The organism is Aquibium carbonis (assembly GCF_003970795.1).
In the GTDB taxonomy this organism is placed as follows: domain Bacteria; phylum Pseudomonadota; class Alphaproteobacteria; order Rhizobiales; family Rhizobiaceae; genus Aquibium; species Aquibium carbonis.
On sequence record NZ_RWKW01000056.1, the window covers coordinates 51,242 to 71,721 of the forward strand.

Annotated in this window: 18 protein-coding genes; 8 read left to right on the top strand and 10 right to left on the bottom strand. The window is 64.8% G+C overall.

From position 1 onward, the window contains the following. Positions 1–38: 38 nt before the first annotated feature. The 8 genes from EJC49_RS15815 to EJC49_RS15850 all read left to right on the top strand — a co-directional run bounded on the left by EJC49_RS15815 (position 39) and on the right by EJC49_RS15850 (position 7,725). Positions 39–1,364, top strand: coding sequence for an ABC transporter substrate-binding protein (locus EJC49_RS15815; RefSeq protein ID WP_126700908.1), 1,326 nt, complete (start codon positions 39–41; stop codon positions 1,362–1,364). Positions 1,365–1,454: 90 nt separating this feature from the next. Further along, a complete protein-coding gene (locus EJC49_RS15820; RefSeq protein WP_126700909.1) occupies positions 1,455–2,402 on the top strand; it encodes a carbohydrate ABC transporter permease in 948 nt (315 codons plus the stop codon). Next, positions 2,399–3,334, top strand: a complete 936-nt coding sequence (locus tag EJC49_RS15825; protein ID WP_126700910.1) for a carbohydrate ABC transporter permease — start codon at positions 2,399–2,401, stop codon at positions 3,332–3,334. Before EJC49_RS15820 ends, EJC49_RS15825 begins: the two co-directional genes overlap by 4 nt. Further along, a complete protein-coding gene (locus tag EJC49_RS15830) occupies positions 3,331–3,519 on the top strand; it encodes a hypothetical protein (RefSeq protein WP_126700911.1) in 189 nt (62 codons plus the stop codon). Before EJC49_RS15825 ends, EJC49_RS15830 begins: the two co-directional genes overlap by 4 nt. A gap of 5 nt (positions 3,520–3,524) precedes the next feature. Next, positions 3,525–3,968 carry a DUF1801 domain-containing protein gene (locus tag EJC49_RS15835; protein ID WP_126700912.1) on the top strand — a complete coding sequence of 148 codons (444 nt, stop codon included), beginning with the start codon at positions 3,525–3,527 and terminating at the stop codon, positions 3,966–3,968. After that, the gene (locus EJC49_RS15840; RefSeq protein ID WP_126700913.1) at positions 3,961–5,079 is read left to right on the top strand and encodes an ABC transporter ATP-binding protein; all 1,119 of its coding nucleotides are present in this window, start codon (positions 3,961–3,963) and stop codon (positions 5,077–5,079) included. Before EJC49_RS15835 ends, EJC49_RS15840 begins: the two co-directional genes overlap by 8 nt. After that, complete coding sequence (locus EJC49_RS15845) at positions 5,072–6,067, top strand: ABC transporter ATP-binding protein (protein ID WP_126700914.1); 996 nt, start codon at positions 5,072–5,074, stop codon at positions 6,065–6,067. The genes EJC49_RS15840 and EJC49_RS15845 overlap by 8 nt, the downstream gene beginning before the upstream one ends. An 11-nt stretch (positions 6,068–6,078) precedes the next feature. After that, on the top strand, positions 6,079–7,725 hold the full coding sequence (locus tag EJC49_RS15850; protein WP_126700915.1) for a dihydroxyacetone kinase subunit DhaK: 1,647 nt from the start codon (positions 6,079–6,081) through the stop codon (positions 7,723–7,725). 115 nt (positions 7,726–7,840) lie between these two features. Here EJC49_RS15850 and EJC49_RS15855 read toward each other — a convergent pair whose 3' ends face one another. From EJC49_RS15855 to EJC49_RS15900, 10 genes are all read right to left on the bottom strand, one after another. Next, a complete protein-coding gene (locus EJC49_RS15855) occupies positions 7,841–8,875 on the bottom strand; it encodes a sensor histidine kinase (RefSeq protein ID WP_170314742.1) in 1,035 nt (344 codons plus the stop codon). Further along, positions 8,859–10,367 carry an ATPase domain-containing protein gene (locus EJC49_RS15860; protein WP_126700987.1) on the bottom strand — a complete coding sequence of 503 codons (1,509 nt, stop codon included), beginning with the start codon at positions 10,365–10,367 and terminating at the stop codon, positions 8,859–8,861. Before EJC49_RS15860 ends, EJC49_RS15855 begins: the two co-directional genes overlap by 17 nt. Before the next feature lie 205 nt (positions 10,368–10,572). Beyond that, positions 10,573–12,090 carry an FGGY-family carbohydrate kinase gene (locus EJC49_RS15865; RefSeq protein ID WP_126700917.1) on the bottom strand — a complete coding sequence of 506 codons (1,518 nt, stop codon included), beginning with the start codon at positions 12,088–12,090 and terminating at the stop codon, positions 10,573–10,575. Beyond that, positions 12,083–12,925, bottom strand: a complete 843-nt coding sequence (locus EJC49_RS15870; RefSeq protein WP_126700918.1) for a class I fructose-bisphosphate aldolase — start codon at positions 12,923–12,925, stop codon at positions 12,083–12,085. The genes EJC49_RS15865 and EJC49_RS15870 overlap by 8 nt, the downstream gene beginning before the upstream one ends. Further along, positions 12,916–14,646: a glycerol-3-phosphate dehydrogenase/oxidase gene (locus tag EJC49_RS15875; protein ID WP_126700919.1), complete on the bottom strand. Its 1,731-nt coding sequence runs from the start codon at positions 14,644–14,646 to the stop codon at positions 12,916–12,918. Before EJC49_RS15875 ends, EJC49_RS15870 begins: the two co-directional genes overlap by 10 nt. A 55-nt stretch (positions 14,647–14,701) precedes the next feature. After that, positions 14,702–15,697: an aldo/keto reductase gene (locus EJC49_RS15880; RefSeq protein WP_126700920.1), complete on the bottom strand. Its 996-nt coding sequence runs from the start codon at positions 15,695–15,697 to the stop codon at positions 14,702–14,704. Then, positions 15,687–16,664: a sugar-binding transcriptional regulator gene (locus tag EJC49_RS15885; RefSeq protein WP_126700921.1), complete on the bottom strand. Its 978-nt coding sequence runs from the start codon at positions 16,662–16,664 to the stop codon at positions 15,687–15,689. Before EJC49_RS15885 ends, EJC49_RS15880 begins: the two co-directional genes overlap by 11 nt. A gap of 1 nt (position 16,665) precedes the next feature. Continuing rightward, positions 16,666–17,640, bottom strand: a complete 975-nt coding sequence (locus EJC49_RS15890) for an ABC transporter permease (protein ID WP_126700988.1) — start codon at positions 17,638–17,640, stop codon at positions 16,666–16,668. Between the two features lie 44 nt (positions 17,641–17,684). Further along, positions 17,685–19,217 (bottom strand): sugar ABC transporter ATP-binding protein, encoded by a 1,533-nt coding sequence (locus EJC49_RS15895; protein ID WP_126700922.1) that lies wholly within the window; start codon positions 19,215–19,217, stop codon positions 17,685–17,687. Positions 19,218–19,298: 81 nt separating this feature from the next. Then, positions 19,299–20,318 (bottom strand): substrate-binding domain-containing protein, encoded by a 1,020-nt coding sequence (locus tag EJC49_RS15900; protein WP_126700923.1) that lies wholly within the window; start codon positions 20,316–20,318, stop codon positions 19,299–19,301. Positions 20,319–20,480 lie beyond the last annotated feature (162 nt).

The window sequence follows — 20,480 nt, forward strand, 5'->3', positions numbered from 1 at the left end:
CTTACGTCGGCGCTCGGCGCCATTCGGGAGGATCGATCATGAGACGTGCCCATCTGGCGGCCACAGCCGCCTTGTCGATTACGGCTGCCTTTTCCACATCCCAGGCGCAGGCGGCCGACCTCACCCTGTGCTGGGCCGCCTGGGACCCGGCCAACGCTCTGGTGGAACTGTCCAAGGACTTCGAGGCGCAGTCCGGCCACTCGATGAAGTTCGAGTTCGTGCCCTGGCCCAACTTCGCCGACCGCATGCTCAACGAACTGAACTCGGGCGGCAAGCTCTGCGACCTGATGATCGGCGACAGCCAGTGGATCGGCGGTTCGGCCGAGAACGGCCACTACGTCAAGCTCAACGACTTCTTCGATGCCAACGACATCACGATGAGCGACTTCATCGACGCCACGGTGACGGGCTATTCGGAATGGCCGAAGAACACGCCGAATTACTGGGCCCTGCCCGCCTTCGGCGACGTCGTCGGCTGGACCTATCGCAAGGACTGGTTCGAGAAGCCGGAACTGCAAGCGGAGTTCAAGGAGAAGTACGGTCGCGATCTCGGCGTGCCGGCGACACTCGCCGAACTGAAGGACATTGCCGAGTTCTTCCAAGGCCGCGAGGTTGACGGAAAGACGGTCTACGGCGCCTCGATCTACACCGAGCGCGGCTCGGAAGGCATCACCATGGGCGCCATGAACGCGCTCTACAGCTACGGCTTCAAATACGAGAACCCGGACAAGCCCTACGACATGGAAGGCTTCGTCAACTCGCCGGGCGCCGTCGCCGGCCTCGAATATTACAAGGCGCTCTACGACTGCTGCACCCCGCCCGGCTCGTCGAACGGCTACATGTCGGAAGGCATCGACGCGTTCAAGTCGGGCCAGGTGGCGTTGCAGATGAACTTCGCCTTCACCTGGCCGGGCTTCGAGAGCGACGCGAACGTCGGCGGCGGCAAGACCGGCTACTTCGTCAACCCGGCTGGCCCCGACGGGGAGCAGTTCGCCCAGCTCGGCGGCCAGGGCATCTCGGTCGTCTCCTACTCGTCGCAGCAGGAGGCCGCGCTCGAATACATCAAGTGGTTCGCCCAGCCGGAGGTACAGGCCAAGTGGTGGGCCATGGGCGGTTTCTCCTGCCTGAAGTCCGTGACGCTCGATCCGGCCTTCCCGCAGAGCCAGCCCTATGCGCAGACCTTCCTCGACTCCATGGCCGTGGTGAAGGACTTCTGGGCCGAGCCGAGCTATGCGACCCTGTTGCAGGCCACCCAGCGCCGCTTCCACGACTATGTCGTCGCCGGCAACGGCACGGCAAAGGAAGCGCTCGACGGCCTCGTGCGCGACTGGACCGAGACCTTCGAGGACGACGGCAAGCTCTAGCCATCAGCCTTCAAAGAGCGACAATCCCAGGGCGGGGCCGGCTGGCTTCGCCCGGGCATCCGGCAAATTTGCATCAGCAGGCCTGGCGTCATGACGGACGACATCATCAGCCGTGAACGGGTTGGCGCACCAGGCGCGCTGCGACGCAGGATCGCGGGGCTTTCCGATCGCGCACTCGCATGGGTGTTCATCATTCCCACGATCGTCCTTCTTCTCGCGATCAACATCTTCCCGCTGATCTGGACGATCCGCCTCAGCCTGACCAACTATCGCGCCAACCGCGCCAACGACGAACTGGAATGGGTGGGGCTGCGCAACTACGAGCGCATCCTGACCAATCCCGACATCTGGAATTCGATGCAGGCGACGGCGCATTTTCTTTTCTGGACGCTCGTCCTGCAGGTGTTGATCGGCTTTTCCCTCGCCTACCTGATCAACAAGAAATTCAAGGGCAACGATCTGTGGACGACGATCATCGTCCTGCCGATGATGCTCTCGCCGGCGGTGGTCGGCAATTTCTGGACCTTTCTCTACCAGCCGCAGATCGGGCTATTCAATTATGCGGTCGCCTTCGTCACCGGGATCGATCCGGCCTCCTTCTCGATGATCGGCGATGTCCGGCTCGCGCCCTGGTCCATCATCATCGTCGATACGTGGATGTGGACACCCTTCGTCATGCTGATCTGCCTGGCGGGGCTGCGGTCCATCCCCGACTACATCTACGAGGCCGCCGAAGTCGATCGCGCCTCGCGCTGGCGCCAGTTCTGGACCATCACCATCCCCATGGTGCTGCCCTTCCTGATGCTGGCCGTCCTGTTTCGCGGCATCGAAAACTTCAAGATGTTCGACCTGGTGGTCCAGCTCACCGGCGGCGGGCCGGGCAGCATCACCGAACTCACCTCCATCAACCTGAAACGGGAGGCTTTCGAGAAGTGGCGGACAGGCTACTCCTCCGCCTACGCCATCATTCTGTTCGTTACCGTCTTCGGCCTCGCCTCCATCTACGTGAAGGCCCTGAACAGGGTGAAGCAGCGATGAACCATTCGGTCACCGAGCCGTCCCGGCTGCAGAAATGGTTCGCCGGCACCCTCGTCGTCATCTACGCGCTGGTGACGATCATGCCGCTGACCTGGATCATCGCGACGGGCTTCAAGTCGCCGGCCGACGCCATCGCCTACCCGCCGAAGCTCGTCTACGAGCCGACGCTGGAAGGCTACGTCAACCTGTTCACGACACGCTCGCGGGCGACACCGGAGACGCTGGCGCAGCTCGGGCCCCCGCAAACCTGGTACGACCGCATCGTGCGCCAGTACGACATGGTGATCTCGGGCCCCAGCCGCTATGGCGAACGCTTCCTCAATTCGGTCATCATCGGCTTCGGCTCGACCTTCCTGTCGATCTTCCTCGGCACGCTTGCGGCCTATGCTTTCTCGCGCTTCAGGGTGCCACTCAAGGATGATCTGATGTTCTTCATCCTGTCGACGCGCATGATGCCGCCGATCGCGGTGGCGATTCCCATCTTCCTGATGTTTCGCCAGCTCGGCCTGTCGGACACGCATCTGGGCATGATCCTGCTCTACACGGCGGTGAACCTGTCGCTTTCGGTGTGGCTGCTGAAGGGCTTCATCGACGAGATTCCGGTCGAGTACGAGGAGGCGGCGCTGATCGACGGCTACACGCGCTTTCAGGCCTTCTACAAGGTGGTGCTGCCGCAGGCCACGACCGGCATCGCGTCCACCGCCATCTTCTGCCTGATCTTCGCATGGAACGAATATGCCTTCGCGGTGCTCCTGACCTCGGGCACGGCGCAGACGGCGCCGCCCTTCATCCCCACCATCATCGGCGTCGGCAAGGACTGGCCGGCGGTGGCGGCGGGCGCCACGCTCTTCCTCGTGCCGGTCATGGTGTTCACCATCCTCCTGCGCAAGCATCTCCTGCGCGGCATAACCTTCGGCGCGGTTCGCAAATGAGAAGCTTCGTCCATCGTCTGGCGCGCCTGCGGCGTGGCCCATGGGAGACGGTCGCCACCGTGCTGATCGCGCTTGGCGTCGTCATGCTCATGCAGCCATTCGCTCTTGCGATCTACACATGGTCCTTCGCCGTGACGTTGACCGGCACGGTGATGTTCATCATCGTCAGCCATTTCCCGGAATGAGCGACATGACAGACTTTATTGCCCCTCCCTTGCCTCCCGCGGTCTCCGCGGCGTTCGATTCATTTCCGGTGCGCGCAAGGGGGCCTTTGATCGAGTTGCGCCGGCTCGTCTTTCGCGTGGCGAAGGAGAAGGGCGTCGGCCCGCTGACCGAGACGCTCAAATGGGGCGAACCCGCCTACCTGACCGAGGCCACGCGGACAGGAAGCACCATCCGTCTCGGCTGGCACAGGAATGCGCCGGATCATGTCGCGATCTACGTGAACTGCCAGACCAACCTGGTAGACCGGTTCAAGGCGACCTTCTTCGATGCGGTGGAGTGTTCCGGCAACCGCGCCCTGCTGCAGCGGATCGGCGAACCGACGCAGACGGGCATCCTGGCGATCTGCATCGGGATGGCGCTGACCTACCACCGGGACAAGGCCACCGAAGGCGCGGTCGCACATGGCTGAGATCGTGATCCGCAACCTGCGCAAGGAATTTGGCGGCTTCACCGCCGTGAAGGAATCGAGCTTCACCATCGCCGACGGCGAGTTCTTCATGCTGCTTGGCCCGTCGGGCTGCGGCAAGACCACGACGCTGCGAATGATCGCGGGGCTGGAACTGCCCACGTCGGGCCAGATCCTGCTCGATGGCAAGGACGTCGCCAACATGCGCGCAAGCGCGCGCGACATCGCCTTCGTGTTCCAGATGTTCGCGCTCTATCCGCACCTGAACGTTCGCCGCAACATCTCCTATCCGCTGGTCAGCCAGGGGGTGCCGCGCGCCGAGATCAAGGCGCGAGTGGCCGAGATCGCGCGCATCCTCGGCATCGAGCCAATCCTCGACCGGCCGGTCGGCGGATTGTCGGCGGGCGATCGCCAGCGCGTGGCGCTCGGCCGCGCCATCGTACGCCGGCCCAAGGCCTTCCTGATGGACGAGCCGCTCGGCGCGCTCGACGCCGAATTCCGCGAGCGCATGGCAGAGGAACTGCGCGCGCTCCACGACCGCATGGGCGCTACCACCGTCTACGTCACCCACGACCAGCTGGAAGCCATGCAGATGGGCGACAAGATCGTCGTCATGAACCATGGCGTGGTCGAGCAGTGGGGCACCCCGCAGGACATCTACGACGAGCCGGCGACGCTGTTCGTCGCGGAGTTCATCGGCTCCCCGCCGATGAATTTCCTGCGCTTCGATGAGGCGATCCCGGAGGGTGCGACGACCGTCCGACTGTCGGGCGTCGAGATCGCAGTGCCTCGGACGAAGCAAGCGACCACCGGTTCGAAGTCCGTGCTCGGCGTCCGACCCGAGCACGTAAGGCTCGATGACGCCGCCCCCTATCGCGGCGTGGTCGTGGCAGCCGAGTATCTCGGCACGACCCAGATCGTGACCCTCGACACGCCGAGCGGCCTCGTGAAGGCGCGCGTCGCATCGTCGCTGGCCGTGCGTACCGGCGAGACGGTCGGCCTGAGCTTCACCACCCCGACGCTGTCCCTCTTCGACGCAGCAAGCGGACGCGCGCTGGCGGTCGAGCGGCCCATGCTGCGGCAGGCCCAGCGCAGGGAGGCGGCCCATGGCTGACGTGGTCCTCAAGGGAATCTCCAAGACCTTCGGCACGACCCTCGCCGTCGATACGATGGACCTGTCGGTCCCCGACGGCGCCTTCGTCGTCCTGCTTGGACCGACGGGCGCTGGCAAGACCACGACGCTGCGCCTCATTGCCGGACTGGAGACGCCGGATAGCGGCACCATCTCGATCGGCGGGCGCAGCGTGATGGCCGACACGCCCGCCGAACGCAACGTCGCCATGGTGTTCCAGCAATATTCGCTCTATCCGCATCTGACGGTGCGCCAGAACCTCGCTTTCCCGCTCCAGTCTCCGCTTCTGCGGACGCCGCCCGACGTGATCGAACGGCGCATCCGGGAGGTCTCGGAGGTGCTGCGGATCGCCCACAAGCTCGACAACAAGGCGACCGCCCTCTCGGGGGGCGAAATGCAGCGCGTGTCGATCGGGCGGGCGCTGGTACGCAAGCCGCAGGTCTTCCTCATGGACGAGCCGCTGTCCTCACTCGACGCAAAGCTGCGGGCGGACCTGCGCATCGAACTGAAGCGCATTCACGACGATCTCGGCGCGACGCTGGTCTACGTCACGCATGACCAGATAGAGGCCATGACCATGGCCACCCATGTCGGCGTGCTCGACGCTGGCCGCCTGGTGCAGTTCGGCACTCCGCGCGAGATCTACGAGGCCCCGGTCAGCCTCACCGTCGCCTCGCGCCTCGGCCAGCCGCGCATCAACACGCTTCCGGCCGCGTTGTTCGGCCCGGCACCGGCAAATGCGGCCTTCATCGGCCTGCGACCGGAGCACATTCGGGAGGGCGAGGGACGCGAGGCCAGCGTCGCGCGCGTCGAGCACCTGGGCGACCAGACCCGGCTTCACCTCGTTGTCGAAGGCCATCCCCTCGTCACACTGGCCGATCCGCACACGCCGCTCCGGCCCGGCGCCACCATTCGCATCGCACCGCACAACCCACTCTACTTCGCCGCCGACGGCGCTCGTCTCGTTTGAGGAAAACTCGCATGACACAGTTTTTCAATGCCAAGGACACGGTCGTTCTGGAGGCGCTCGACGGATTTCTGCGCGGCGCGGGCGGGCGTATCGCGCGCCTCGACGGCTATCCCCACATCAAGGTCGCCGTTCGCGCCGACTGGGATCGCTCGAAGGTGGCCATCGTCTCGGGCGGCGGTTCCGGCCATGAGCCGGCCCATGCAGGCTTCGTCGGCCAGGGCATGCTGACGGCGGCCGTCTGCGGCGATGTCTTCGCCTCCCCTTCGGTCGACGCGGTGCTCGCCGCCATCCTCACGGTGACCGGAAAGGCAGGCTGCCTTCTGATCGTCAAGAACTACACCGGCGACCGGCTGAACTTCGGCCTGGCAGCCGAGCGCGCCCGGACCTTCGGCCTGTCGGTCAACATGGTCATCGTCGACGACGACGTGGCGCTGCCCGACCTGCCGCAGGCGCGCGGCGTCGCCGGAACGCTGTTCGTTCACAAGATCGCGGGCGCGCTGGCGGAGGCGGGCGAACCCCTGGAAGCCGTCACCGCGGCGGCTCGGCGCACCATCGACGGCGTCATCTCGATCGGCATGTCGCTCGACACCTGTACCATCCCCGGCTCGCCCAAGCACGACCGCATCGCGCCGGGCTTCGCCGAACTCGGCCTCGGCATCCATGGCGAGGCCGGCGCCGAACAGGTGGCCTTCGAGACCGCCCGCCAGGCCATGGAGATGGTCATCGGAAGGCTTTCGCCGCGCCTCAAGCCGGGGCCGTACGTGGCGCTGCTCAACAATCTCGGTGGCGCGACTCAGCTCGAAATGTCCGTTCTCGCCGAGGAACTCGCGCGCTCGCCGATCGCCGATCAGATCCGCTTCATGGTCGGCCCTGCGGCGATGATGACATCGCTCGACATGCAGGGCTTCTCCCTGTCCCTGATGCCGCTCACCAAGGAGGCCGAGACGGCGCTTCAGGCCAAGGTCGCTCCGTGGGCCTGGCCGGGGCTTTTTCCCTTCGGCAAGGTGGAGGTCATGGCCCTGCCCGACGGATTGACGCCGATCCAGCCGATGCCGTCGGCGCATCCCGAGCGCCGCGCGCTTCTGCGGTCCTGCTGCGACATCCTGATCGCGGCGGAGGGCGACCTCAACGGTCTCGACGCACGAGCCGGCGACGGCGACACCGGAACGACGCTCGCCACCGCCGCGCGCGCGCTTGCGGCGGCGCTCGACCGGCTGCCGCTCGCCGATCTGACGCAGCTCTATAGGGCGATCGGCATGGAGCTGTCGCAGACCATGGGCGGCTCGTCGGGCGTGTTGCTGGCCATCTTCTTCACCGCCGCCGGGGATGCGTCCGCCGGGGGCAAGGACTGGATCGCCGCGCTGAAGGCCGGACTCGACCGGATTCGCCAGGTCGGCGGCGCCGAACCCGGCGATCGGACCATGATCGACGCCCTGGTGCCAGCGCTCGAAGCCCTGCCCGATGGTGTGGCAGCCGCAGCCACCGCCGCTCGGGCCGGCGCGGATGCCACCGGCGGCATGCGCAAGGCCAAGGCCGGCCGCGCCAGCTACATCTCCGAGGACCGGCTGAATGGCGTGAACGATCCCGGCGCGGAAGCCGTGGCGCGGCTTCTCGAAAAGCTAAGGGATGCGCATGGGGTCGGCGCTGCCGCGGAATAGCGGACAGGCCCGTTCCAGCGGCCGACAATGCGTCGGGCCCGTCGGCAACTCGCGCGCCGCTTCTCGACGAAGTTCGAAGTCTGCAACATCAGACGTCGCAGCGACACCCGCGACGTCAGAGTTCCGGCACGCCATGCCGGAGACGATCCAGTTCCGCCTCGAACGCCAGCTCGAAGCCGGTCCGCTCGTAGGACAGCTTGAGATGGCCCAGGCCTTCAAGGGTCGACCTGATCAACCGGACACCGAACCCGCTGCGCGCTGGCGGCTCGACGGGGCGCCCGTCCAGTTCCTTCCAGGCGAAGACGAAGACGTTGTCGACGACGTCCCACTTGACGTCCACCCTCCCGTGCGACGTCCTGAGGGAACCATACTTGATCGCGTTGGTGCCAAGTTCGTGCAAGACCAGCGCGAATGACAACGAAGCTTGCGGCGACAGGTCGATCCCGGGCCCGTCGATGACGATGTTGCCGCCATGGACGCCCACCGAGCGGCTGACGAGCTCGCGAAAGTCGGCGGCGGCGAAATCCGTGCCGAGCAGCAGATCATGGGCGCGCGAAAGCGCGGCGAACCGCTCGACGATCACGACGCGGAGGTCGTCCACCTCGGGCCGCGGCCGCAGGGTCTGCGTGACGATGGACTGCAGCATCGCGATCGTGTTCTTCACGCGATGCGCCAGCTCGCGCGTCATCAGCGCCTGATGCCGTGCATTGTCCTCGAGCTTCTGCAAATGATCGCGCGTGACGAACTGGCGCCGACGGCCCGACAGCGCCCAGCGAACGGCACTGATCAGCGTCGCCGAACCCATCGGGCGCTCCAGAACGATGACGTTGGTGATCTCCGTCGGCAGAACCCCATAGATCGTCTCGGGATTGCTGAATCTCTTCTGGCCGACGAGCACGATGAAGGGATAGGACGACCAGCTCGGCTGGGCATTGATGACGTCGACGAGACTTCTCCAGTTCGGCTGGGAGAGCGCCTCCTCGCTCATCAGCACGGTGCCGACATCATCGCCCAGCCGCGCCACGAGCGCGGCAAGGGTGGTGACCGATTCGGCCGCGATGCCATGCGGCGCGAGCACGCGAATGATGCTTTCGGCGTCTCTGGAGAACGGTGCGTAGACGACGACCTTGCCGTCACTTCGATGCGGCATCGAGGCGACTTTCCATGAGGGGGTCGCTGTCGCCGACATACTCGGGTGTACCCGACAGAACCCCCTTGAAGGCGGTCAGGGGCTCGCCGATCCGGATCCCGCGATCATCGATGCGAAGCTCGCGAATGGCGTCCTCGTGACCGCCGCTGCGGTTCTTCAGCACTGATATCGCCTTCCGGAGACGACCAGCCGCCTCGAAGAACCGGAAGAGGATGACGACGTCGGCAATGTAGGAGATATTGAGCTGCCCGGTGTTCATCGAACCCATCAGCCCGTGCTGAGGATTGAGGAGAAGCGTCACCACGCCCTGCTGGTTGAGGTACGACAGGAGCTCATGAAGCTGGAGCAGCAGCTGCTTTTCCTCGGGCATGGAGGCCAGATAGCCGAACAGGCTGTCGATCACGATGACCTTGGCGCCGCGCTTTTCGACTTCCTGCCGCACCATCCACGCGAACTGACCGGGCGCCACGTCAGCCGGGTCCATCTGTTCCACCTTGAGGCAGCCCGCCTCCATCATGGCGCAGGGATTGTCGCCCATGCCCCGCGCACGTGAGATCAACGTGCCGATCCGCTCGTCGAATGCATAGACGGTGGCGTTCTCGCCGCGCTCGCATGCTTCCAGCGCATAGCGCAAGGCAATGCTCGACTTTCCGCAACCGGCCGGACCGGTGAGCACCACGCAGGTGCCGCGGCTGGGTCCGCCTTCGAGCAGTGAATCCAGTTCCGGGACGCCGCTCGATATCGGATCGCCCAGGAACGGAGAGTGGAAGTCCGACGCGATCAGGCGGGGGAACACGAGGAACCCGCCCCGCTCGATGGCGACGTCGTGATATCCGCCGACGAATTCGACGCCCCGCATCTTCTGGACTTGAAGCTGGCGGCGGGCCGATCCGAACTCGAGCGTGCGGCGTTCGAGCGTGATGACGCCGTGCGAGATCGAGTGCAGGTGTGCATCCCGTTCCCCGCGCTCGCCCGTCAGGTCATCCACCAGAATGACCGTGATGTTCCGGCCGGCGAAATACTGCTTGAGCGCCAGGACCTGACGACGATAACGCAGCGCATCCTGCGCAAGCAATCGCAACTCCGACAGGCTGTCGAACACAAGGCGCTGCGGGCGCGCCTCATCGACGCGCTTCATGATCAGTTCGACCGTGGCGCTCAGCTCCACTTCCCAAGGATGAAGGACCGTCTGCTGACGTCCGTCACCGAGCACTTCCTCGGCGGACGACAGCTCGAAGAGATCGATGCCGTCGAGTGACCATCCATGTGAACTGGCAACGGCGTGCAGCTCCTCGCTCGTCTCGGAGAGCGTGACGTAAAGGCAACGGTCGCCGACGCGCACGCCTTCGAGCAGATACTGCAAACCGAGCGTGGTCTTGCCTGAACCCGGCGCGCCTTCAAGAAGATAGGTGCGGCCTGGTGTAAGCCCTCCGTTGAGAATGAGGTCGAGGCCTTCGGTGCCTGTCGAGATTCGCGGATCGGAGTGATGCATTCGTTTACGTGTCAAGGAAACCGACCAAGTAGAAAAGTACCAAATGTTTAGTCTCGTGCGTGGCTTTAATGAACTTGGTGCGGCTTGCGTTCCGGCTTCGCCAAAAATTCTCCGGTCAGCGGCAGTCCAGTCTGGCGCCCTCCCGCCACAACCTTGCGCTCGCGACACCGGGGGGCACCGCCGTATTCATACTCCCCGCGCCGGGCTATTCTCCCGGGCCGTTTGCTGCCAATTCTCGCCAGAACGGATCGATCGCGTCGGTCATCCTGGTCCAGATGGAATAGCGCCTGTCATAATGGGCGCGCAAGTCTGCATCAGGCCGAAACGCCCGGGCCGGGCGCGTCATGGCCGCCACCGCGTCGATCTCGTCAGCGTGGATTCCGGCCGCGATCGAAGCGGCGATCGCTGCGCCGAGGGCGCCCGTCTCCCTTGCTTCGGCGACCGTCACGTCGACGCCGAGGCCATCGGCAAACATCTGCGGCCAGTGCGGCGAGCGCGAGCCCCCGCCCGAAAGCGCCGCGGTCGAGAACCGCACGCCGGCCTCGGCCAGGACTTCGACGTGGCGTCGATGCTCGAACATGACGCCTTCGAAGATCGCCCGAAGCAGGTGCCCTTCCGCGTGCCAGCCGGCCACCCCGAAAAAGCCGCCGCGCTGATGCGCGCCGAGGCGCCCGCCATAGAGAAACGGGTGGAACAGGGGATCATCCGGCCGGGGCTGGACTTCGCCGATGGCCTTGTTGACGAACGCGAAAGGATCGTCGTGGTGACCGCCCCGTTCGATCAGCGTACGCACATACCATTCGAGGTTCGCCGCCGAGGTCGCGCTGTTTTCCATGTTGAGGAAGCGGCCGGGCTTGTAGGCGGCCACCATGAAGACCCGTTCGTCACGCACCGGAGCGTCCGAGAACACCTGGTTGATGGACCAGCTGCCGGCGACGATGGAAGCGGCGCCCGCGCCGATCGCGCCTGAGCCGAGCGCCGAGGCCACGACATCGAAGTAGCCGGCGACCACCGGGGTCCCCTCCGCAAGTCCCGTGGCCGCCGCCGCTTCTCGTGTGACGGTTCCCACGACACCGGACGGCTGGAGAAGTCGCGGCAACAGGGACGCGGCGTCGTCCAGCCCGTAGAGCGCCAGAAGCTCGCCGTCATAGGTCGCCTCCGGCAATCGCAGCAGACCGGCGCCCGACATGTCCGATATCTCGCTGGCCCGCTCTCCGGTGAGGTGGAAGGTCACGACATCCTTGGCAAACAGAAGCGTTCCCGCTCTTGCGTAGAGGTCGGGCCTGTGACGCTTGAGCCAGGAGAGCAGCACCGGGGTCTGCGAGGGCCAGGGTCGCTGCAGCGCGATCGCATGGAGCCGGGCGCCCGATTGCGCGTCCAGTTCCGCCGCGAGCGCGGCCGCTCGGGTGTCGAGCGACTGGATGCCGATGAGGGCAGCACCTTCTCGATCGAGCAGGTAGAGACCGTTGCCATGCCCCGCCGTGCCGATCGCGGCGATCTGCCGGGGGTCGATGGCGGCTGAAGCGATGCAGCCGGCGATGGCGGTCCTGGCGTTGCGCCAAAGCTCCGGCAGCGAGCGTTCGACCATGCCCGCCGCGGGCTTGTGGGTTGCCCCATCGACGCCATGCGCGGCGAGTTGCCGGCCGCGCGTGTCGAACAGCACGGCCTTGATGATGGTGTTTCCGGCATCCAGCCCGAGGAGGTAGGGACCGCCATCAGCCATGGTTGTAGATATCCCAGGCGGCATCTCCGTCCACGCCTCGATGGATGATCGCCATCAGCGCATCGACGACCGCCTTCGGGTTCTGGTGCTGGTAGATGTTCCGGCCGTAGACCATCCCCTTCGCTCCCTGCTTCATGAGGGTCGAGGACTTCCCCAGCACCGCCTTCAAATCCTCCCGTCCGCCGCCGCGCACCAGAACCGGTACACGTGCGGCCTCGACGACGCGATGAAACTCCTCCGGATCGTCGGTCGGGTCGGCCTTGACGATGTCGGCGCCCATCTCGGACGCGAGACGAACCAGCGCGACGATCTTGTCCGCATCGCCGTCCACCTGGTATCCGCCGCGTACGGCGTTCGGCAACATCACCAGTGGTTCGATCATCAGCGGCATCCCGTAGCGGTGGCAGGCCGCGCGCACGCGGCTGATGTTTTCCACGCACTGGCGAAACAGCTCCGGCTCGTCCGGCAGCATGAACAGGTTCACCACCACGCAGGCCGCATCCATTTCGAGCGCGCCGATGATCGGCTCGTCGTGGTTCTGCAGCATCGCCCACATGACGCGGTGCCGCTCGGGGTTGTACGGATTGCCCATGTCGATGCGCATGACGAGCGCCGGCTTGTCCTTCTCTGGTCGGCCTTGCAGCAGGTCGGCCTGGCCATAGGACATCTGGATGGCGTCGGGTTTTGCACGGACCAGTGTGTCGATCACGCCCGCCATGTCCTCGAGCCCGACCAGAAAGCTCGGCTCGTTGCAGACCCCGTGATCGACGGCGACGTCGAGACATTTTCCGTTGTTGAACAGCCGGTTCATCCTGGCCTTGGTGCTCAGCCGCATTGGTCGCTCCTGTCGTGGTTTCGTCGTTCCAGCATCTCGCGCGAGACGCCATGATAATCCGCCAGGTCGCGGATGAATGTCTCGATCTCGCGGGACGTCCGATCTTGCGTCCAGCCCAGTTCGCCGGCCATCGCGGCTGCGACGCGCGCAATGATCTCCAGCGAGACGTCTCCGCGGATCGCCAGCGGCGTGCGCCGCAAGAGCATGTCCTCGATCCTCGCCACGTGTTCCGTCCGCGTCAGGTAGACGATCTCCGCCGCCGTGATCTGGCAATCGTCCGCGAGGGCCACGTCGTCGTCGCGGCCGATACAGAAGGAAAGCACCTCGTGGGCGCGCGTGCCGTAGGCATCAGCGAGCCAGACGGCACGCTTGGCGTCGATGCCGTTGCGGGACGCGAGTTCTTCCACGAGTTCGCCTGTGGCCGCCGGAAAGCCGGCCCCGCCGCCAATCGCAAGCGTGAGGGTGTCCCGAACGCGCTCATGCCCGAGTTCCGCCAGCACGACATCGGCGGTCTGCGCCGCAAAGGCGCGAAACGTGGTCCATTTGCCGCCGATCATGCAGAATTGCGGAACCTTGCCGCCCATCGGCTTGACGAAATGGCCCCGCGAGATGCGCCCGGTGAATTCCTGGTCGCTTTTCGGCAGCGGGCGTATGCCGCTGAAGCTGAAGACCACGTTGGTGGCCGACAGGGGAACCGTCGGGAACACTTCGCGCACAGCCTCGATGATGTAGTCTCGCTCTTCCGGCTCACATCGGACGCGGTCGGCCTTGTCGACGCGGATGTCGGTCGAACCGGCAAGCACCTTGCCGAGATAGGGAAACATGATGCAGACGCGGCCGTCGTCATTCTCGAAGAAGATCATGTGACCGCCCAGCGTGTCATAGAGCGCCGGGCAATCCAGGATCAGATGCGATCCCTTGGTGCCGGAGACAAAGGTTTCGGCAACGTCGTCGCCCTCCGAAAGGCTTGCCAGCGCCTCGTCCAGCCAGGCGCCGGTCGCATTGACGACGGCGCGCGTGTTCACCGGCACCGTGGCGCCTGTCAGCCGGTCGACGAGCCTGTAGCCATCGCCGGATCGCGTGATCTCGGCATGGTTCAGCGCCACGCTTCCGGGCGCCAGACGCGCCGTATCGAGGACGAGTTCGACGCCGAGCCGTTCCGGATAGCTGATCCAGGCATCATGGTAGGTCGCGGAGAACCGCAATCGTGGCGATAGCCCCGGCCACAGCCGCATCGTCTCGCGCGCGCCATGAAAACGGTGCTTCGGCATCAGGCGGCGGTGCCGCGTCGTCCAGTCGTAGAGCATCAACCCGATCTTGATCGGTAGCACGCCGCGGCTCGCTGGCCGGCTCGACAGGCCGAGAAATCCGGCGGCACCGTTCATCAGGCCCGAAAACACCCGCGCGATTGGAATGGTCGTCGGAAGCGGCCTCACCATGTGGGGCGCGTTCACCAACAGCGCGTCGCGCTCGCGCAGCGACTCCCACACCAGGTCGAATTCGCCGTTCTCGAGATAACGCAGCCCGCCGTGGATCATGCGCGACGGCGCCGCGCTGCACCCGGAGCAGAAGTCGTTCCGCTCGACGAGCAGCACTCGAAGACCCTGCAGCGCCAGTTCCCGGTAAACCCCGATGCCGTTGATGCCGCCGCCCACCACGACGACGTCGAAAGCACCGTCCTGGCGCAACTGGTCGAGGGTGTCGTCTCTCTGTCTGGGCATGGCTTGTCGTTCGCCGTCGCGAGACGGCGTTGGTCCTTGCTGTTGGGCTGTTCGTTCAGGCGTCGAGGTCGATCAGGTGCCGCTTCGCTGCCTCGCTTATGGTCCGGATGTCGGTGCTCGATAGGCGGATGCGTCCGGCCTTCGCATTCTCCCTCGCCTGCTCGGGATTGCGAGCGCCGCAGAGCGAGAACGTGATTCCCGGTTGCTGGATGGTCCAGGCTATGACGATCTGCGACGGCGTCGCCTCATGCGCGGCCGCGACTGGCGCGATCTCCGCCATCAGGCGAGCCACCTTTGCCCGGTTGGATGTCGAGAACCGCGGATTGTCCTTGCGCAGGTCATCGCCCGTAAACGTGCGCTCCGGCCCGATGCGCCCCGACAAGAGGCCCAGCGCCGGCGACGAATAGGAGAGGGTCGAGATCCCGTGCTTGGCGCAGACCGGCAGGAGCGTCCGCTCGATGTCGCGCTTCACCATGCTGTACTCTTCCTGGATCGCGTCGAGCGCCCCCGTCGCCACATAGGCGTCCAGTTCGCCGGTGGAGACGTTGCTCGCCCCGATGGACCCGATCTTGCCCTGCCGTTTCAGGTCCAGCAGCGCGTCGACCGTTTCCTCGATCGGCGTGGTCGGATCCTGCCAGTGAGTGATGTAAAGGTCGATGTGGTCGGTGCCGAGGCGGCGCAGACTTTGCTCGACTTCGAAGAAGATCGACTCCCGCCCGAGATGGCGATGCACCGGCCTGCCGTCATAGTCGAAGAAATGATTGCCCTTCGTCGTGTGCCAGACGAGACCGCATTTGGTCGCAAGCACGACCGAGTCGCGCCGGCCGGCGATCGCCTTTCCGACGATCTCCTCGGAAAGTCCTTGCCCATAGGCTGGCGCCGTGTCGATCAAGCTCACACCTTCGTCGATCGAGGCCTGGATCGCCTCGATCGAGGTCCGCTCGTCGGTCCCACCCCACATCCAGCCCCCGATGGCCCAGGTTCCCAGTCCGATGGCGGATGCCTTCACGCCGGAACGACCGACCTCGCGTATCAACATCTCATGCGACATTCTGAAAAGGCTCCAAGGTTTCGAGCACCGATGCGGCGGTCTCCTCGTCGACGATGAGCGTATCGAGGAACCGGCCGTTGAGGGCAGCGCGGATCGGCAGTACCTTGGCTGGACCGGCCGCGACGCCGATCTTGCGCGGGCACTGCTCGAGTTCGCCCGGCGCCAGCGCGACGAGGCGCGAATTGAGCGGATGATCGGCGATGGTCCCGTCCTCCCGGATCAGATGCGCCAGGAACTCCCCGCGCGCGCCATTGCGAATGAGGTCCTCCCGGTCGAGGTCGGGAACGGGATGCAGATCGTAGTAGCTCGAGCCCGGCGTCACGATGGAGCCGATGCCGACGAGTGCGATCGTCGCCTTGCGGGCCAGATTGAAGACTTCCTTGATGGACGTCATCTCCATCAGCATGTCGCGCTGGTCCTGGTTTTCGGCAAACAGCGGCGCGTGCACGAGCATCGTGCGGCCGCCCAGACGTTCGGCCAGGCGCGAAGCCAGATGGTTGACGTCTGTGTAGAACTTGCCCTGAACGCCGCCCGTCAGCGGCACCACCGTCACATCGAACCGGCGTTCCGGTTGCATGTTCTCCACCACGGCACTGACGGCCCGCCCGCCGGTGATCGCGATCACGTCGCCATCGCGCAAGGTTTCGAGGACCTGGTTCGCGGCGGCGCGCCCCACCTGCTGCAAGGTCGTGTCGGGACTGCCGGCGACGGCCGGCGTGACGATGCTCGACACGCCCCTGCTGTCCGTGAGCCGCTTTTCGAGCTCGACCAGACGCTGGAAAGGACTCTCGACGGAAATCTTGACCATGCCGAGCTTGCGGCCCTGGGCGATCAGCCGATTCACCTTGGAAGCCGACAGGTTCATCGCCGAGGCGATGTCGGACTGTTTCATGCCGTCCATGAAGTGGAGCATCAACACGGTGTAGATTTGCCGGATCGCTTCGAAATCGTCCTTGTTGTCCGTCATGTCAGCCACGTCGCTTGTTGATGTAGTGATCGATCGTCACCGCGCTCAGAAGGATCGAGCCGCGGATGATGTCCTGCCAGTAGACCGAGACGTCGAGGAGCGCGAGCGAACTCGACACCACCGAAAGCAGGATCGTGCCGAGGATCGCGCCCAGGATGGTGCCGGTGCCGCCCGACAGGCTGGCGCCGCCGATCACCGCGGCGGCGATGACGTTGAGTTCCATGCCGATGCCGAAGGTCGGCTGCGCCGAGCCGAACCGGGCCATGTAGATGATCCCGGCCACGCCGCAGAGCCCGGAACAGAGCGTCGTCGTCAGGAACACGACCTTCTTGGTGCGGATGCCGGAATAGGCCGCCGCCTTCTCGTTGCTGCCGGTGTAGAACACCTTGCGGAACATCGTCGTCCGACGGAGCAGGAAGTCGAAGACCAGGACGACAACGACGAAGATGACGATGACGACCGGAATGACGCCGATGGACCCCTGGCCGATGAACTTGAATTCGGGCGGAAGCGTGTAGAGGCCGATCGGTCGCCCACCGGTGCCGAGCAGGCAAAGCCCGCGCGCGATCACCATCACCGCCAGGGAGACGATGAAGTGGTGCAGCCCGACGCGCGTGACGAAGAAGCCCATGCCGGCGCCGATCGCCGTGCATGCCGCGATCGCCATCGCGGAGGCGATCCACGGATCGACGCCGTTGAGGAAGAGCAGGCCTGCGATCACCATCGCCAGCGCCGTCACCGAGCCCACCGACAGGTCGATACCGCCGGAGATGAGCAGGATGGTCATGCCGACCACGACGATCCCCTCGACAGCGAAGGCCATCGCCATCGCGCGCATGTTGTTCCAGGTCAGGAAGTAGGGCGATGCGAACGACATCGCGATGAACAGGACGAGAATGATCAGGATCAGCCCGGTCTCGCGCATCCGCAGCAGCCGCCTGATGGTCCCGGCCGCGCCGCTGCCGGTACGATCCATCTTCTCCGCCTGCGGCGTTGCCATCGTCGTCGTTTCCTCCGCCTTCATGATGCCAGCCGCCGTTCGTTGCCGACCGAGGCAAGGTACATGATCCGATCTTCCGTCATCGCTTCACCCGTCACCTCTCCGGCCAGGCGCCCCTCCCGCACCACCAGCACTCGATCGCACACGCCGATGAGTTCGGGCAGTTCCGACGAAATGACCACGATGCCGACGCCGGTTCGGGCGAGGTCGCGCAGAATCCGATGAATCTCGGCCTTGGCGCCGACGTCGACGCCGCGTGTCGGCTCGTCGAGGAAGATCACTTTGGGGTTGACGGACAGCATCTTGGCGATCGCCACCTTCTGCTGGTTTCCGCCGGACAGCGACGACACCTGCTGGCCGACATGGCCGTACTTCAGGTTCAGCCGTGCGCCGAGTGTCTCGGCCTGATCGGCCTCCGCCCGCTCATCGATGATCCCGCCCCCTCTCGCGACCTGTTCGAGCTTGAGCGCCGACACGTTGGACGCGATCGACATGTCGAGAAACAGTCCGTCGCCCTTTCGATCCTCCGAGAGGTAGACGATCCCCGCAGCGATGCTGTCGGCATAGTGCCTCAGTCGCAGCCGCCGGCCGTGCAGCGTCACCTCCCCCGAGACCTCGCCTTCGAGACGACAGAGACCTTTGACGATTTCGCTGCGCCCTGCCCCGATAAGCCCGGCCAGACCGAGAATTTCGCCCCTTCGGAGCGAAAACGACACGTCGCTGAAACGGCTGCGCTCGGTCAGCCCCCGCACGTCGAGGATGATCTCGTCGGACTGTTCCTCGGCGGTCAGCTTGGGCGGATACAGGCTGTCGATCACCCGCCCGACCATGGCGCGGACGACGTCTCCGGGCGTGGTCTCAGCGACGTTCATGGTGGTGATGTACTGCCCGTCGCGCAGGACGGTAACGCGATGGCAGTTCTCGAAGATTTCGACCATTCGGTGCGAGATGTAGATGATGGAGATGCCTTGCGCGGCCAGCTTGCGCATGATGTCGAACAGCACCCGGGACTCGCGCTCGGTGAGCGCCGCGGTCGGCTCGTCGAGGATCAGCACCCGGCAGTCGAGCGTCAGCGCCTTGGCGATCTCGACCAGTTGCTGTTGGGAAATCGGCAGCGTGCCCACCAGCGCGGCGGGATTGATGTCGCCCAGCCGATGCAGGATTTCGCCTGCGCGTCGTTCCAGCGCACGATAATCCATCAGCGGCGATCGGCTGGTGTTCGTAACGCCCATGAAGATGTTCTCGGCCACGGTGATGTCCGGGCACAGTGCAATCTCCTGATGGACGAAGCCGATGCCGAGCTTCTGCGCCATGGCAGGCGACGTGATGTTGATCGGAACGCCGTCGAGCCGGATTTCGCCACTGTCGGGCTTCAGGATGCCGTCGACGATATTCATGAGCGTCGACTTGCCGGCGCCGTTTTCGCCCGCAAGCGCATGGATTTCGCCGCGCCGTAGTTCGAAGTCCACGCCGCGAAGCGCCTTGATGGGACCGAACGATTTGGTCAGCTTCGTGATCTTCAGAATCGGGTCGTCGCGATCGACGGTCGACATTCCGTTGGCCCTTGATTGTGCGGTAGGAACCGGCATCCGCACGGGCTTGCGCGCGGATGCCGTCTCGGATGGCTGACGACGTCAGCTTGGATCGCGGCCCTGCATGTAGGCATTGAGGTCGAAGGAGTCGGCGTTCTCCTTCGTGATGACCGCAAAACCGTTGTCGATGAACGGGATTTGCATGGGATTGTAGCCCGACACCTTGTAGTCGTTGAACGGGTCGAACAGGTCGGGGCGGGTCGCCAGGAACGTGGCGATGAAGCCCATGAAGCCCTGAACGCCCTGATTGGGGTTGAGCGACATGTGGATGTTGCCGGCCTTGATGTGCTCGAGCGTGGTCGGCGTGACGTCGGCGTGCATGATCAGCACCTTCGCCTTGGCCTCCAGCACGGCAGCCACCGCACCCTCGGCCGACCCCGCCTCCGGGATCCACATGGCGGCGAGGTTGGGGTTGGCCTGGAGGATCGAGGCCGTGGCACGATAGGCTGCGTTGGAATCCTGGTTGGTCGCCTGGCGACCGACCAGCTTCATGTTGGGATAGTTCTTCTCGAAATAGGCGATCAGCGCCGTCACGCGCAGATCGTGGTTGCTCTGCCCCGGATTTTCCAAGACCGCGTATTCGGCGCTGTCGCCCACCTGCTTGACGATTTCCTCGGCCGCGAACTTCGCCTCGGCGAGATTGTCGGAGGTGATGTAGGCGGTCCGTTTCGAGTTGGGCGAATCGGCCGCGAAGGTGACGACCGAAACGCCGCTGTCGATCGCCCGGTCGATCGGCTCGATGAACGGATCGGACTGCATCGGATGCAGGAGAACGCCAGACGGGCTCTTGACCAGATCCTGCTCGAACGACGCGATCTGCTTTGTGATGTCGTAGTCGGGCGTACCCGAAAAGACCGTTTGGCAGCCCATCGCAGCGGCTGCCTGCTTGAAGCCCTGATAAACAGGAACCCAGTAGGGATGCGCCGAAACCATCACGTTCATGATGAAGGTCTCGCCCGGTTCGCACTGGAACTTGCTCTGTGCATTCGCCGCACCCGTCGAGGCGAGGACAGCCGTCGTCATTGCCGCGGCCAAGGGCCCGGCCAGTCGGATTTTTCTCATTGTCTCCTCCACTTTGGCTCTTGCCGCCACCCCGATGCTGCCAGCAACGCAAGATGTTTGCAAGAAATTTCACATCGCGAATATTGTCGCGACGACCCGAATACAATCAGCGGGCCATACGGCTGTCAAGCACATGTGAACGAAATCGCGGACAATGAAATT